18 protein-coding genes are annotated in these 14,548 nt (G+C 71.5%); 6 read left to right on the top strand and 12 right to left on the bottom strand.

Going from position 1 to position 14,548, the window contains the following annotated elements; genetic code table 11:
• Positions 1-24 precede the first annotated feature (24 nt).
• Complete coding sequence (locus HNR22_RS18915) at positions 25-486, bottom strand: Lrp/AsnC family transcriptional regulator (protein ID WP_088950743.1); 462 nt, start codon at positions 484-486, stop codon at positions 25-27.
• Positions 487-545: 59 nt separating this feature from the next.
• Here HNR22_RS18915 and ddaH point away from each other — a divergent pair, with 59 nt between their 5' ends.
• Positions 546-1,379: a dimethylargininase gene (gene ddaH / locus HNR22_RS18910; protein ID WP_343059873.1), complete on the top strand. Its 834-nt coding sequence runs from the start codon at positions 546-548 to the stop codon at positions 1,377-1,379.
• A 67-nt stretch (positions 1,380-1,446) separates the two neighbouring features.
• Here ddaH and HNR22_RS18905 read toward each other — a convergent pair whose 3' ends face one another.
• Together HNR22_RS18905 and HNR22_RS18900 are read right to left on the bottom strand one after the other, a co-directional pair.
• Positions 1,447-2,634, bottom strand: coding sequence for an ABC transporter substrate-binding protein (locus HNR22_RS18905; protein ID WP_179781464.1), 1,188 nt, complete (start codon positions 2,632-2,634; stop codon positions 1,447-1,449).
• Positions 2,635-2,714: 80 nt separating this feature from the next.
• Positions 2,715-3,512 (bottom strand): alpha/beta hydrolase family protein, encoded by a 798-nt coding sequence (locus HNR22_RS18900; RefSeq protein ID WP_179781463.1) that lies wholly within the window; start codon positions 3,510-3,512, stop codon positions 2,715-2,717.
• Between the two features lie 84 nt (positions 3,513-3,596).
• Between HNR22_RS18900 and HNR22_RS18895 the strand changes: the two genes are divergently transcribed.
• Positions 3,597-4,199, top strand: coding sequence for a bacterial proteasome activator family protein (locus tag HNR22_RS18895; protein WP_088950739.1), 603 nt, complete (start codon positions 3,597-3,599; stop codon positions 4,197-4,199).
• 19 nt (positions 4,200-4,218) lie between these two features.
• Here HNR22_RS18895 and HNR22_RS18890 read toward each other — a convergent pair whose 3' ends face one another.
• From HNR22_RS18890 to HNR22_RS18880, 3 genes are all read right to left on the bottom strand, one after another.
• A complete protein-coding gene (locus tag HNR22_RS18890) occupies positions 4,219-5,031 on the bottom strand; it encodes an HAD family hydrolase (RefSeq protein WP_179781462.1) in 813 nt (270 codons plus the stop codon).
• Positions 5,031-5,852, bottom strand: coding sequence for an HAD family hydrolase (locus HNR22_RS18885; RefSeq protein WP_179781461.1), 822 nt, complete (start codon positions 5,850-5,852; stop codon positions 5,031-5,033). Before HNR22_RS18885 ends, HNR22_RS18890 begins: the two co-directional genes overlap by 1 nt.
• Positions 5,853-6,055: 203 nt before the next feature.
• Complete coding sequence (locus tag HNR22_RS18880) at positions 6,056-6,781, bottom strand: hypothetical protein (RefSeq protein ID WP_179781460.1); 726 nt, start codon at positions 6,779-6,781, stop codon at positions 6,056-6,058.
• A 133-nt stretch (positions 6,782-6,914) separates the two neighbouring features.
• On the opposite strand from HNR22_RS18880, the gene HNR22_RS18875 reads away from it, so the two are divergent.
• The 3 genes from HNR22_RS18875 (at position 6,915) to HNR22_RS18865 (ending at position 8,674) form a co-directional block, all read left to right on the top strand.
• Positions 6,915-7,346: an OsmC family protein gene (locus tag HNR22_RS18875; RefSeq protein ID WP_088950735.1), complete on the top strand. Its 432-nt coding sequence runs from the start codon at positions 6,915-6,917 to the stop codon at positions 7,344-7,346.
• A 146-nt stretch (positions 7,347-7,492) separates the two neighbouring features.
• A complete protein-coding gene (locus HNR22_RS18870; RefSeq protein WP_172862248.1) occupies positions 7,493-7,840 on the top strand; it encodes a metallopeptidase family protein in 348 nt (115 codons plus the stop codon).
• Between the two features lie 111 nt (positions 7,841-7,951).
• The gene (locus HNR22_RS18865; RefSeq protein ID WP_179781459.1) at positions 7,952-8,674 is read left to right on the top strand and encodes an AIM24 family protein; all 723 of its coding nucleotides are present in this window, start codon (positions 7,952-7,954) and stop codon (positions 8,672-8,674) included.
• 83 nt (positions 8,675-8,757) lie between these two features.
• Here the strand turns inward: HNR22_RS18865 and pheA are convergent, their stop codons facing one another.
• The 5 genes from pheA to HNR22_RS18840 form a co-directional block, all read right to left on the bottom strand.
• The gene (gene pheA / locus HNR22_RS18860) at positions 8,758-9,714 is read right to left on the bottom strand and encodes a prephenate dehydratase (protein ID WP_179781458.1); all 957 of its coding nucleotides are present in this window, start codon (positions 9,712-9,714) and stop codon (positions 8,758-8,760) included.
• Between the two features lie 10 nt (positions 9,715-9,724).
• Complete coding sequence (locus tag HNR22_RS18855) at positions 9,725-10,234, bottom strand: hypothetical protein (RefSeq protein WP_179783619.1); 510 nt, start codon at positions 10,232-10,234, stop codon at positions 9,725-9,727.
• Positions 10,235-10,435: 201 nt separating this feature from the next.
• Positions 10,436-10,825, bottom strand: a complete 390-nt coding sequence (locus HNR22_RS18850) for an ACT domain-containing protein (protein WP_179781457.1) — start codon at positions 10,823-10,825, stop codon at positions 10,436-10,438.
• Between the two features lie 75 nt (positions 10,826-10,900).
• Positions 10,901-11,359, bottom strand: a complete 459-nt coding sequence (locus HNR22_RS18845) for a hypothetical protein (RefSeq protein ID WP_179781456.1) — start codon at positions 11,357-11,359, stop codon at positions 10,901-10,903.
• A gap of 170 nt (positions 11,360-11,529) precedes the next feature.
• Complete coding sequence (locus HNR22_RS18840; protein WP_179781455.1) at positions 11,530-12,267, bottom strand: hypothetical protein; 738 nt, start codon at positions 12,265-12,267, stop codon at positions 11,530-11,532.
• A gap of 164 nt (positions 12,268-12,431) precedes the next feature.
• Between HNR22_RS18840 and HNR22_RS18835 the strand changes: the two genes are divergently transcribed.
• A complete protein-coding gene (locus HNR22_RS18835; protein ID WP_099849398.1) occupies positions 12,432-13,673 on the top strand; it encodes an arginine deiminase in 1,242 nt (413 codons plus the stop codon).
• Here the strand turns inward: HNR22_RS18835 and HNR22_RS18830 are convergent.
• Positions 13,660-14,547 (bottom strand): DUF5926 family protein, encoded by an 888-nt coding sequence (locus HNR22_RS18830; RefSeq protein ID WP_179781454.1) that lies wholly within the window; start codon positions 14,545-14,547, stop codon positions 13,660-13,662. The two genes, HNR22_RS18835 and HNR22_RS18830, sit on opposite strands and share 14 nt — an antisense overlap.
• Position 14,548 lies beyond the last annotated feature (1 nt).

Raw genomic sequence — 14,548 nt, 5'->3', positions numbered from 1 at the left:
GCACGTGTTGAAGCGGGCTTGAGGTCAAGGTCGGGTGGAGGGACCCACGCCCGGGGATTCGACCAGCCGGGAGAGCACGATGGTGCTGCGGGTGGAGGTCACGAAGGACTCGGCGCGCAGCCGCTCCAGCGCCGCCTCCAGGTGGGCGATGTCGGCGGCGCGCAGGTGCACGAGGGCGTCCGCCTCCCCGGAGACCGTGTACGCGCCGACGACCTCCGGGTGTCGACGTGCGGCCACCCCGATCTGTGCGGGGGTGGTCCGGCCGGCGCAGAACAGCTCGACGAACGCCTCCGTGGTCCACCCGACGGCGGCCGGGTCCACGACGGCGGTGAATCCCCTGATCACGCCGGTGGCCCGCAGCCGGTCGACGCGACGCTTGACAGCCGGGGCGGAGAGTGACACCCGGGTACCGATGTCGGCGTACGACGCACGGGCGTCGGCGACGAGTAACGCAATGATCCGCTGGTCTACCGCGTCTATCTGCAACGTTCCGCCTCTGGGAAGCAACGGTTGTGGCTGTTACCAAAGTTCAACGGTACCTACTCTTGGTGACCGTGAACCAGCACCGAGTCCCGCGAAAGCGGACATATCTCATGTGCTCGCCGGAGCACTTCGCGGTTGAGTACGCCATCAACCCGTGGATGGACGTGACCACCCCGGTCGACAGGGACCTGGCCGTCAAACAGTGGGACCGGCTGCGCGAGACGCTGGTCGGCCTCGGTCACGAGGTGCACCTGCTCACTCCCGAGCAGGGCCTGCCCGACATGGTGTACGCCGCCAACGGCGCCTTCACGGTGGACGGCAGCGTGTACGGCGCTCGGTTCAAGCACGAGCAGCGGGCCACCGAGGCCGCCGTTCACCACGCCTTCTACGAGTCGCAGGGCTGGCGGTTCATCGCACCGAGCGAGACCAATGAGGGCGAGGGCGACTTCGCGTACGTGCCGGAGGCGCACGGCGGGCTCATCCTGGCCGGGCACGGCTTCCGCACCGAGCTTCCGGCGCATGGTGAGGCGCAGGAGGCGTTGGGCCGGCCGGTGGTGTCGCTGCGTCTGATCGACCCTCGCTTCTATCACCTGGACGTGGCGCTCGCGGCCATCGACGACTCGAACGTCGTCTACTTCCCGGGCGCGTTCTCCGCGGCCAGCCAGCGGGTGCTGACCCAGCTCTTCCCGGATGCGGTGATCGCCGACGACGAGGACGCGATGGCCTTCGGGCTCAACCTGGTCAGCGACGGCGCCAACGTGGTGCTCAACAGCGAGGCCACCCGGCTGGCCGGCAAGCTCAAGGCCGCCGGCTACAACCCGGTCGCGGTCGATCTGGCCGAGCTGAAGAAGGGCGGCGGCAGCGTGAAGTGCTGCATCGCCGAGTTGCGGCCCTGACCCGCGAACGCCTCGGGGCCGGCCTCCCACTGGGAGACCGGCCCCGAATCGTGCTCCGGGTGGGCGTTCAGCCCAGCGTGGCCAGCTCGTTGATCAGCACGTTCGACATGACCTGACCGTCGCGCTGCACCTCCCGCAGATACCACTTCTGCTGGGGCGTTCGCGGCTGGTTGAACTGCCAGATGCCGCGCGGGCTGTCGATCTGGCCGATCTTGCCCAGGGCCAGGTTGACCTGCTGCGGCGTGGGCTTCCCGCCGGTCAGCTGAATGGCCTGGTCGAGGACCTGCGCCGCGTCGTAGGACGCCATCGCGTACGTGGTGGGGGTGACCTGGTGCTTCTTGCGGTAGGCCGAGGCGAAGACCCGGTTGGACGTGTTGTTCAGGTCGGCCGAGTAGTTCAGCGCGGTCTGGATGCCCAGCGCGTTGTCCCGCAGGTTCTCCAGCACGGTGCCCTCGGTGAGGAAGCCGGGTGCGTAGACCGGTCCGGCGAACTTCTCCCGAAGCTGCTTGATGAACTCCACAGCGGCAGCCCCGGCGAAGAAGCAGAAGACGACGGTGGGCTTCTTGGCCAGTGCCTTGGTGATGTCCGAGGCGTACGTCGTCTTGCCCGGGTTGGGGGTGGCGTTCGTGTAGGTCACCGGGTCGGCGATGCGCGGGTCGGTCGCGCCGAACTCCTGCCGGAAGCCGCGGACCACGTCCGGGCTGCCGACGTTCTCCGGCATGATGATCGCGACGCGGCCGTTCGCCGGCAGTTGGTCGCGCAGGTAGCGGCCCAGCGCCCGGCCGGCCTCGTCCAGCACGTACGACGTCCGCCAGATGTAGAAGACGCTCTGCAGGCTGCTCGGTGAGGCGTTGGAGCCGATCAGCGGGACGCGGGCCTCCTCGACGGTGTCGCGGATGCCGACCATCACCGCCGAGTTGACCACGCCGGTGAGCGCCAGCACGCCCTGCTTGAGCAGGCCTTCCACGGCGGCCTTGCCGGTCTTGGCGGTGTCACCCTCGTCGGCGGTCAGCAGGTCGACGGGGTGGCCGCCGAGCCGCTGCTCGTGCAGGTCGAGGAAGAGCTGGAAGCCGTTGGTGATGTCGTCGCCGATGCTCTTGAGCCCGCCGCCCTGCGGCGTGATCAGACCGATCTTGACCGGGCTGCGGTCGGCGGTCGGCTGGGCGTCGGTGTCGGAGCCACACGCGGCGACGAACCCGGTGGTACCGAGCGCGGCCAACAGTTGGAGCGCCCGCCTGCGATTCATCTGCGACACCGAGTTCCTTCCAAGGAGCGTTGCAGGGCCGAACACCGCCCCTCCGGCGTTCTACCTGGTCCGCGACGCTGCGTCAATGGCTATAGATCATCGTGCAGGGACCGCAACACGTTGAGAACCTCAGGCCAGGCGGACGACTCGGGGTCGATCAGCCCGAAATGCTCGCGTCCGGGCAGTTCAACAAGGGAGATATCGGACCCTGCGCCGCGGGCTGCTGTGACGAAGTCGCGGCTCATCTCCACCGGAACCTGTTGATCCTCCGAGCCGTGCATGACTACGGTGCGTGTCTGAATGGGTACCAACATTCGTGGATCCGCCGCCGCGTACCGGTCCGGGACCTCCGTCGGGCCGCCGCCGAGCAACGCCGCCACCGCGCCCGCGTCCAGGTCCCGCCGGTACGCCTCGCCCAGGTCGGCCACCGGGGCCAGGGCGAGCACCCCGGCCACCGTCGCCGGGGCGGTGGCCGCCACGTACATCGCCAGGTGGCCGCCGGCAGAGTGCCCGAGCAGGATCGGCGCGGCCCGGGTCACCCGGTCGGGCAGCGCCTCGGCGGCCAGCGCCGGCAGCTCGGCCACCCCGGTCAGCACGTCGGTCAACGTGCCCGGCCAGCCGCCGCCCGGCTGCCCGGTCCGCCGATATTCCAGCTGCCCCACCGGGTAACCGCAGGCAGCGAGAGCGGCCGCGAGCGGGCCGGTGTGCCGCCGGTCGTACTCGGCCCGCCAGAAGCCGCCGTGCACCACGACGACCAACGGTCGCGCCGGGCCGGTCCCCGCCGGGAAGCGCAGGTCGGCCACCTGATCCGGGTGGTCGCCGTACGCGACGGTCCGGTCGGGTTCCGGCGCGGGTCGGGTCAGCACGGCGCGCGGGTCGACAGGCATGGCGCGACGGTAGCGCGCCCCGCCCGGGTGTTTCGGCCCCGGGAGTAGGTCCCGGGCGGCATGGGTCGCGCTCGCTGGGTAAAGATGGACCCCATGACCGAAGCGCGCTCCGCTGGACAAGACGACGAGCCCGGCCCCGACGACTCCGGCCACTCCGGCACCGTTGTGGTGGTCGGCCCGGACGGCCGGCCGATCGGCACGATGCAGACCGACGAGGGCCAGGGCGAGGACCCGACCCGCCTGGTCGAACAGCCGGCCAAGGTGATGCGGATCGGCAGCATGATCAAGCAGTTGCTGGAGGAGGTGAAGGCCGCACCCCTGGACGACGCCAGCCGCAACCGGATGCGGGAGATCCACGAGCGGTCGATCGTCGAGCTGAAGGAGGGCCTCGCCCCCGAGCTGCGCGACGAGCTGGAGCGCATCTCGCTGCCCTTCGCCGAGGACAAGGCTCCCAGTGAGGGCGAGTTGCGGATCGCGCACGCCCAGCTCGTCGGTTGGCTGGAGGGCCTGTTCCACGGCATCCAGGCGGCCCTGGTGGCCCAGCAGATGGCCGCCCGGGTCCAGTTGGAGCAGATGCGCGGCGGCCGGCAGGCGCTGCCCAGCGGCCCCGGCGGGATGGTCCCCGGGATGCCCGGCATCGCCCAGCCGGGCGGCGGTGAGGGCCACAACACCGGCCAGTACCTCTGACCGACCGGTCGCGGCCCGCTCAGCCCAACCCGAAGACCTTCTCCAGGTACGCCGCCACGCCGTCCTCGGTGTTCGCCGTCGTCACCTCGTCGGCGACCGCCAGGACGGCGCGGTGCGCGTTGGCGACCGCCACGCCCCGCCCCGCCCAGGTGAGCATCGGCACGTCGTTGGGCATGTCGCCGAAGGCCAGCACGTCGGCGGCGCTCACGCCGAGTCGATCGCAGTACCAGTCCAGGCCGGCAGCCTTGGTCACCCCGGCGGCGGAGATCTCCACCAGGCCGGAGGACGACGAGTGCGTGGCCTCCGCCAGCCCCGCCACCGCTGACGCGATCAGCTCGGCGAACGCGTCCGGATCCTGCTCGCCGGCCCGGGCGAGCAGCTTCACCGCCGGCAGCGAGAGCAACTCCGCCGGCGTCTCGATCGGTCGGATCCCCTCGGGGTCGACGTCCCAGCGCAGCGGATAGTGCGCCTCATGTCGCATCTCCCGGCTGTTCAGGATCTCGACGGCGAAGCTGATGCCGGGCACCTCGGCGCGCAGCCTCCGGGCCACCTCGGCCAGGTGCTGCGGCGCCAGCGGGTCAGCCCGCAGCACCTCGTCGGAGAACGGGTCGTAGACCACGGCCCCGTTGGCGCAGACGGCCGGCAGAGGCTCGGCCAGTTGGTCGTACACCATCTTGAGCCAGCGGACCGGACGGCCGGTGACCAGGACGACCGGCGTGCCCTGCGCGGAGATCCGCGCGAGCACGTCGGCGGTGCGTGGGCTGACGGTGTGGTCGTCGCGGATCAGCGTGCCGTCGATGTCGGTGGCGATCAGGCGGGGTGTCTCTTGCATCACCGGGACAGTAGCCGGTCGAGGTACACCGCCACTCCGTCGTCGTCGTTGCGCAGGGTCACCTCGTCGGCGGCGGCCCGGACGTCGGGGTGCGCGTTGGCCACCGCCACCCGCGCCCAGCCGGCCCACTCGAACATCGGCAGGTCGTTGGGCATGTCACCGAAGACCAGCACGTCGGCCGGGTCGACCCCGAGGGTCTGCGCCACCACGGTCAGCCCGCTCGCCTTGTCCACGCCGGGCGGGCAGATCTCGATGAAGCCGAGCCCGGCCTGGGTGAGCGTGGCGACCTGCGGTGAGACGATCCGGCGGGCCACCGCGAGCAGCTCGTCCACGTGGTGGTCGGCGGTCCGGGCGAACGCCTTGATCACATCACAGGAGAGGCACTCCGCGCGGGTCCGCGCCTCGAACCGATCCTGGTAGGGCCAGCTCTCGTGGTAGTCACCCCAGAGCGGCGCGTCATGCTCGTCGGACGCCTCGACCATCACCGTCAGCGGGCCGACAGCGGCTTCCAGGTCGGCGAGCAGCCGGGCCAGCACCTCGGCGGGCAGCCGCTCGTCGCGGAGCACCAGCGGGCCGGTGGGGTCGCTCTGGTCGACCACCCGTCCGCCACCCGCCATCACCAGGAAGTCGGCGGCGCGGATGTCGTTGCGGGTCAGTTCGGTCAGCCGAGGACCGCGACCGGTCGCGCCGACCACCGGAATCCCGGCGGCCCGCACCCTGTCGAGCACCCCATGGGTGTACGCGGAGACGGTCTCGTCGCTGCGGACCAGTGTCCCGTCGAGGTCGGTCGCGATCAGCTTGGGTAGTCCCGGGCGGGTCATCGTTCCTCCTTCGCCCGCCGCCGTCGCAGCCTGCCGTGCGGTCGGAAAAGCCGAGGCCCGGCGTGACGGCGGGCAGCAACCGTACCTCGCGGAACGGGTCGCATCCATGGCTTCCAGGCGAATCGGACGCCAACGAGCGGCAGCCGTCCGGTGTCCGTCGAACACGGCGCGGCGGGGACAGCCGTTGCCGGGATCCCCGCAGCTCAGGCCGGGGTGTCGGGGCGCGCGAAAGGCGCGGCGGGGGTGACCGTCAGGTCGGCCGGTGCGGGCAGGCCGTCCTCCTGCACCGGGTCGCGGTCCCGGCGACGGCGCCAGGCACGGGCCGCCGGCGCGTCCCCGGCCCGGTGGTCCTCCGGCGTCCCGGCCGGGGCCAGCCGCAGGGCCGCACCGAGCAGCACACAGGCGGCGAAGGCCATGATCAGGCCGCGACCGTACTCGGCCTTGAAGCCGTCCTGTGCCGAGTAGAAGAAGGTCCGCTGACCGGAATCGTTGAGGGTGGCCGTGGCGGCGACCAGCAACGCCAGCAGCGCACCGGCCAGCGTGAGGCCGGCCAGCCGGGCATTCGACCGCACGGACGCGGTGCCGCGAAGCGCCAACACCACGGTGCAGACCAGTGCGAGAAGCCCCACCAGGTAGCCGACTCCGAATCCGCCGACCTCGGACACCCCGGCGGGCACCTCGATCGTGGCGTCCCCCTCGGGCCCGCCGTTCGGCAGGCTCATCACCAGCCACTCACCGACCATGGAGGCGACCCCGGCCACCGCGCCCAGACCAGCGAGCAGCAGAGGCAGCCGAGGGTCCTGGGTGAGCCCGGCCAGGGACCAACCGAACCGGCGGCGCGGGGCCGGGTCGTCGTCGGCACCCCACTCGATCACGGCCAGACCGTCGGAGCGGTCGCCCTGCCGTGGGATGGGAAGCTCCTCGGACATCGGTCATCCTTCCGCCCGGGTCACGGACCTGGGTCGCATCATGGCACAGCCAGCTGTGCGTGACGGGGATCGCAGGGCGGGCGTCCGCCCCGGTCGGTCGCTCGGCGGTCACCTTTCCGCTAGCGTTCTCCCCATGCCTATCCGTACCGCTTCAGCACAATGGCAGGGCAATCTCACCGAGGGCGCCGGCACCGTCCGCACCGGTAAGGGCGGCCTGTCGGGCAACTACTCCTTCAAGTCGCGCTTCGAGGAGGGCGAGGGCACCAACCCCGAGGAGCTGATCGCCGCCGCGCACGCCGGCTGCTTCTCGATGGCGTTCTCGAAGGCCCTCGCCGACGCGGGCTCGACGGCCACCTCGGTCGAGACCACCGCCAAGGTCCACCTGGACAAGACCGACGCCGGGATGACCGTGACCCGGATCGACCTGGAGACCGTCGGCCAGGTCCCGGGCATCGACGACGCGGAGTTCCAGAAGCTCGCCGAGGCCGCCAAGGCCAACTGCCCGATCTCCCGCCTGCTCTCGCCCGGCGCCGAGATCACCCTCAACGCCCGCCTGGCTTCCTGAGCCGGTCGACCCACGCACCGCTCGACCACGGAGAGAGTCCTCGCCCACCTCGGGAATCACTCTCTCCGTGGCCCCGCGGGTCCCTGCGGTGCTCCAACTGACCGGGCCGGGCACACCCCGCATCGGGCAGAATGGGTGAGGTGCCGGTGGAGATGACCCGCGAGCGCTTCGAGGAACTGGTCGGCGATGCCCTCGACGAGGTGCCCGAGGAACTGCTCGGCCTGATGAGCAACGTGGTGATCCTCGTCGAGGATGACCCACCGCCGGGCGAGGCAGACCTGCTCGGTCTCTACGAGGGTCACGCCCTCACCAGCCGCGGCTGGGACTATTCCGGCGTCCTGCCGGACCGGATCTTCATCTACCGACACCCGATCCTGCGGATCTGCGACAACGACGACGACGTCATCGACGAGGTGGCCGTGACAGTGGTGCACGAGATCGCCCACCACTTCGGCATCGACGACGAGCGGCTGCACGCGCTGGGCTGGGGCTGAGCGCCACCGGTCAGCGGCAGGCGGACCCCACAGCGCGGCCGCTGGCACGTGGTTGCCCGGGTCGCCTACCTTCGGTGCAGCGACCGCAACCCTGTCAGGAGGCACCCTTTCATGCGCAGCGAGCTGTTCTCCTCGGAGAATCTGGAAAAGGAGTCCGCACAGCCCGGCATGCGGCTGCAGAACTCCAAGATGTTGAAGATCGAGCTCAACGGTGAGGCGATGGCCCGGGTCGGGTCGATGGTCGCCTACCAGGGAAATGTGCAGTTCCAGGCGTTGGGCTCGGGTGGGCTCGGCAAGTTCCTCAAGCAGAAGCTCACCGGCGAGGGCGTCCCGCTGATGAAGGTCTCCGGCCAGGGTGACGTCTTCCTCGCCGAGCTGGCCAAGGACGTGCACATCGTCGACCTGGAGCCGGGCGACGCCCTCTCCATCAACGGCTCCAGCGTGCTCGCCTTCGACTCGACCCTGCAGTACGACATCAGGATGGTCGGCGGTGCCGGGATGGCCTCGTCGTCCGGCCTGTTCAACTGTGTGTTCAGCGGCTACGGCCGGATCGCCATCACCACCAAGGGCACGCCGGTCGTGCTCAACGTGGACGCCCCGACGTACGTCGACCCGCAGGCAGCGGTCTGCTGGTCGGCCAACCTGCAGACCGGCTACCACCGGGCCGAGCAGATGGGCCTCGGCACCCTGCTGGGCCGACGCACCGGCGAGTCGTTCACGATGAGCTTCGCCGGCCAGGGCTTCGTGGTGGTGCAGCCGTCCGAGGAGCCGCCGGTCCTGGGCAGCGGCCAGCAGCAGCAGGAGGGCGGTCTGCTCGGCGGTCTGCTGAGCTGACAGCGGCGGTGCGGGCGACCCCGATCTGTTGAGTTGATCGGAGCGGTGCGGGCGCTCCCGAACTTCGGGGGCGCCCTGCCCGGTCAGGTCAACTCGCCCGTGCGCAGTCGGGCCAGCCAGGCCGCCGCGTCGGCGTAGTCGACGTCGGAGAGGCCGGCCGGTGCGGGCACCGGCCGCTCGCCCGCCGACTCGGCCCACCGGTGCCGGGGATACGAGCCCAGGAAGCGGACGTCGGCGCAGACCCGGCGGAGGCCCTGCAACGCTTCGCCCAGGCGTACGTCGGCCACGTGACCGGTGCAGTCCAGGAAGAAGACGTACCGGCCCAGCGCCTCCCCGGTCGGGCGGGACTCGATGCGGGTCAGGTTGACCCCGCGTACGGCCAGCTCCATCAGCACCGACAGCAGCGCGCCGACCCGGTCGTGGGCGATGTAGACCGCGAGCGAGGTGAGGTCGTCGCCGGTCGGCGGCGGGGGCGGCCCGGGACGGGACACCAGCACGAACCGGGTCACCGCGTCGGGATGATCCGCGATCTTGTCGGCAAGTACCGCGAGCCGGTGCCGGGTGGCCCCGATCGGCGCGCAGATCGCCGCGTCGTACTCACCGGCACCGGCACCGGCGGCAGCCGCGCCGTTGGACAGCACGTCGACCACGACGGTGTCGGGCAGGTGGTCGCGCAGCCAGCCCCGGCACTGGGTGGACGCCTGAGGGTGGGCCGCCACCGTCCGGATCGAGGTCAGCGACGTGCCGGGTCGGGCGCCGAGCACGAACTCCACCGGCAGGATCACCTCCCGGGTGATCACCAGCGGCTCGCCCTCGGCCATTTCGTCCAGCGTGACGCCGACCGCGCCGCCGATCGAGTTTTCCAGCGGCACCAGCGCGGCATCGGCGTCGGAGTCACGGACGCTGTCCAGTGCCTCACCGACGCTGCGGGCGGGCGTACGGGTGCCGCGCTCGGCGGCGGGGACGGAATGTAGGGCCTGCTCGGCGAAGGTGCCCTCCGGCCCGAGGTAGACGAAACGTGTCGGCGGTGTTCCCGGCATGCCGATCAGCCTACGCACCTGGGAGGGCGGCCGGACCGGCCTCACAGGCGAGGGCACGGATCCCGGCGGGGCCGGTGGCGCGTACCTCGATGGTGCAGACGTCCGTGCCGGCCGTGACCAGCGTCGGTGCGGCTGGTTGGCCCCGGGTGACCACCTGGAGTTCCTCGTGGCCGGTCACCTCCAGCACGGTGAACTGCCAGTCGGCGGCGCAGAGCGGGCCGGTGCGGACCTGGACCCGGACGTTGGCCGGGAGGACTCCCGCCCGGCCGCGCAACAGCTGCACCACCCGCTGCCCGGTCGGCCCGTTGCGGCAGGCGGTAGCGACGAGCCCGGCATCGGCGGTGGGTGTGACCGCAACCGGCGGCGGTGCGCTCACCTGCGGGGTGGGGGGAGCGGTGCTCGCGCCAGGTGGCGTCGGGGCCGCGGTGCGGGTGGGCAGGGCGGTCGGCTCCCTCAGCTCGGGTGGGGCGCCACAGCCGGCCAGCACCGTGACGACGAGCACCGCGAGTGCGACCGGCAGGACCCGGGCGGCGGTCCGCGTGGGGACGCGACCGGTCGACCGGCCACGAGTCGCCGGTGAGGTGTGGATCGTGGCCCGCGATGGGGGAGACGCGGGGCTGGGTGGGGTGAACGGCACGGGCCGATCCTCGGGACATCGGAGAATTCGTCGCGGCCGGGGTGGCCGAGCCCATCGTAGGGTGAGCGGCCGGTGGGGTGAAGCTCAGCCGGTGACGCGGTGCCCGGCGCGCTGTAGCGCGGCAGTGCCCTCGGTCAGCCGGACGGCCGGCACCAGCAGATAGTCGGTGTCGAAGGTGGAGAACGTGACCACGCTGACCCGTGCCTCGGCCAGCGGGTCTACCAGCGCGGCCAGGCTGCCGATGGCGGCCATCCCCACCGGGGCAGTGACCCGTAGACAGCGCCACACGGTTTCCACCACGGCCTGTGCCGGAGCCCGGTCGGTCGGGCAGATCACGGAGATCCCGTCGGAGGTCCAGCTCACCGTGACCACGTCGCTGTCGCGAAGCCCGCTGGACAACGCGTACGGCAGGGTGGTGCCGGCGGCCAGGCGGCACACGGCGTAGTCCCCCGGCAGCAGCGCGATATCGAGCATGAGGGCACCCTACGGCCTGCGCGCGGGCTCATCCCAGCAACGCCGCGTGCGGTGAACAACACACTCCGCCGCAGGTCAGACCTCGGAGAAGAAGGTGAGCGAACCGGCGACGGTGCCGTCGGTGAGCACCGGAGTGGAGATCGCGTCAACGGTCGCGTCGGAGCTGTTGGCCGAGGCGGCCTGCACCCGGAGCAGCCCACGAGCGAGTCGGCCGGAGGAGAGCGCCAGCAGGGGCGGGATCTTGTCGGCCTCGGCCTCGGTCAGCTCGCCCCGGTTGGCGGTGAAGTCGAGCAGGCGCAGCCCTCCGTCGAGCAGCGGTCGCCCGATCAGAGCGCCCGGCTCGCCCAGGCAGAGCAGCTCACAGCCGGCCGTGGAGATCGCCACGACCCTCGTGTGGGCGTCGATCAGCAGGCACGGCTCGTCGGCCCGGGACACTGTCGAGGACCATTGGCCGACATTGTCGGACTCCGGCTCTGTCGAGGCCCGCGCCGCCGGCACGAACGCTTCCGAGAGCGAAAGTTCGACGTGGGCCACCGCGCCTCCTATGTGCACCGATCGACTGTCCACGCTAGCGGGTCGCCGACGAATCACCGAGCGCACCGGGTCACCCAGGCCGCGCAGCCTGAACCGAGGCGGCCGGTGACGGCGCGGGAAGCCGGTGAGGTGGACGGGGGGACCGGAGCCGCGTGGCGTCGCCGGTGACGTTACCGGCGACTGGCCGGCTTGTCAGCGGCCGTTCGGCCCTCGTCATACCACCGGTAGTCGGCAGCTGGACGGTACGTGCCGTTCAGCCAGGTGCCAGGGTGCTGTGCGACCCGGGACAGCTTCTCGGCCGTGGCAGGGCTGATCCGACTGCCACCGGCCACGAGAAGTCGATCCAGCTCGCGGTGGGTGGCCATCAGACAGTCCTTCGGAAGGCCGTAGACGCTGATCACGCCGGAGCCGACGAAGGTCAGCACCGGCGTCACCGGAACGGGCAGCCCCACCGCGTCGGAGAGGGCCTTGCTGGCCCGCCTGGCGTCCCGGCGGGACTCGGCCACGTACGGCGGTCGCTTGCCGTTGATCTGCACGACGTCCCCGGCGACGAGCACTCGGGCCCGGCCGTGGTCGGCGATGGTCACGGCGAAGAGGCCGCTCGGCCCGATGGCGAGGAACCCGGCGCGCTCGTCCTGGCCACGGTCGAGGACGTCTGTCACGTCGGTGCGCGGCCACTCGATCACGTGCCAGGCGGGCCCGAGGTGATCGAGTTGGCCCAGCGCCCGCGCCCCGGCCGCCTCCAGGCGGCGCGCCCCCCGCTCGGCCCGACGGCGGCGGGCCCATTCGAGCGGTGTCGGACGGACTGGTTCGAGAACCCCCGTCGACTCGGCACGGGGGTGTGGCACCGCGACGGGCGGCAGTGCCCGAGCGGACGGTACGGCTCGTCGTGCGGGAAAGACAGTCATCGTCGACCTCCGGCAAAAGGTCCCTCGAAGTTATGTCCCCACTACCCTACGTTGCCACTACCGGGGTTCGGCAAGCCGGAGCGCCGGAGTGACTGTGGATGAATGCCATATTCATCCACAGTTCTTTTCTCGGATGCCGCCAAACCCTGACCTACGCTGCGGGAGTGACCCACTACGTCGACAGTGAAGTCGGGCGCCTCGGCACCGTACTGCTGCACCGGCCCGGCCCCGAACTGGCCCGGCTCACCCCACGCAACAACGACTCGCTCCTGTTCGACGCGATCCCCTGGGTCGGGCGGGCCCAGGAGGAGCACGACGCGTTCGCCGCCGCCCTGCGCGAGCGCGGGGTGGAGGTGCTCTACCTCGCCACCCTGCTGGCCGAGACGCTTGCCGTCGCGGACGCCCGCGCCGAGCTCACCGAACAGGTGCTGCGCTCCCGGCGGCTCGGCGACACCCTGCGGGCCCGCGTCGCCGACCATCTCTCCTACCTGGACCCGGCGGCCCTGGCCGACGTGCTGACCGCCGGACTGGCCCACGAGGAACTGCGGATCAGCTCGGAGCGGCCCGGCGGCCTGGTCTACACCCTGATGGATCGGCACGACTTCGTCATCGACCCGCTGCCCAACCTGCTGTTCACCCGTGACTCGTCGCTGTGGATCGGCGACCGGGTCGGCGTCACCAGCCTGGCCATGCCCGCCCGCCGCCGCGAGACCACGCTGACCGACGCCATCTACCGGCACCACCCGCGCTTCGCCGGCACGGAGTTCGTCTACCGCCCCAACCTAGAACACCTCGAGGGCGGGGATGTGCTGCTGCTCGCACCCGGGGTGCTGGCGGTCGGGGTGGGCGAGCGGACCACACCGGCCGGTGCCGAACGCCTCGGCCGGCAGGTCTTCGCCGCCGGCCTGGCCCACACCATCCTGGTGGTGCCGATCGCCCAGAAGCGCGCCACCATGCACCTCGACACCGTCTGCACGATGGTCGACGTGGACGCCGTGCTGATGTACCCCAACATCGCGAGCACGCTGTCGGCGTACACCGTCATCGCCGGCGCGGACGGTGAGGACCCGCGGGTGGACGGGCCGGCGCCGTTCCTGCGGGCCGCCGCCGACGCGATGGACCTCGACCTGCTCCGGGTCATCGACACCGGGCTGGACCCGGTCACCGCGGAACGCGAGCAGTGGGACGACGGCAACAACACCCTCGCGCTGGCGCCCCGGCTCTGCGTGGGCTACGAGCGCAACACCGAGACGAACGCCCAGTTGGAGCGAGCCGGCATCGAGGTGATCCCGATCGCCGGCTCCGAGCTGGGGTCCGGTCGGGGCGGGCCGCGCTGCATGTCCTGCCCGATCACCCGCGAGCCGCTGCCGGCCGGAACGGGCCGGGTCGGGCTCAGCGGAGGGTGAGCTGGCGGCCGAGCAGCCCCTGACGGGCGCGTCGGCCGGCGGCGTCCAGCGGGTCGGTGGCGGCGAGCGCCTCCGCGTACCGCTTGGCGAACTGCGCCACCGGGTCCTCCCAGTCGGCCGCCGGAGTCTCCTCCGGCAGGTCCCAGACCGGCACCAGACGGCCGTGCGCGCGGAACATGCCGGCGAACTTGGTCTGCTCGCCGAGCGTCAGCGAACCGGCCGCGCCGAGTCGGGCCAGCGCGTCCAGGGCGGCGTCCTCGTCCTCGGGCAACACCCACCGCACGTGTGCCTTCTCCGGGACCTGACACCAGTACGCGGCCTTCGCGGCGGTCAACCGCACGGTCGGGTAGATGGCGGCGTTCGCCCGCTCCAGAGACGCCTGGACGCTCGGATCATCGCCGGCCCCGGGGTCGAGCCAGAACTCGAAACCCTCGTGCATCGTGATGTCCAGTGGACCGTCCGCGAGGATGTCCTGGAGGCGTGGGCCGGGGCCGGGCAGCGGCGGCACGGCCACCTGGCCACCCGGCTCGGTCCGTAGTGCGCAGAGCAGCGCCTCGGCCAGGTCCCGGGAGACGTCACCGGACTGCTGGTGGCGCTGGAGGCCGATGAGCACCCGACCGTCCGGCTTGGTGATCGCCGGGGCGGCCATCGGCAGCACCGTGGCGAGCGTCGCCGACCGGTCGCCGAACTCCTCGACCAGGGCGGGTGCCAGTCGCAGCGGCGCGGAGGCGGCCGGCACCAACTCGCGCAGGGCGATCCACTCGGGTTCGTCGACCAGCCCGTCGAACGGACGCGGCACGAAGATGTCCCGCACCTTCTCCCGGCGGGGGGCGGTGTCGGCTGCGGTGCGCTGGCTCTTTCGACGCTTGCTCACG

Source organism: Micromonospora jinlongensis (assembly GCF_013410645.1).
GTDB classification, from domain to species: Bacteria; Actinomycetota; Actinomycetes; order Mycobacteriales; family Micromonosporaceae; genus Micromonospora; species Micromonospora zamorensis.
This window is presented reverse-complemented; position numbering and strand designations above follow the sequence as displayed.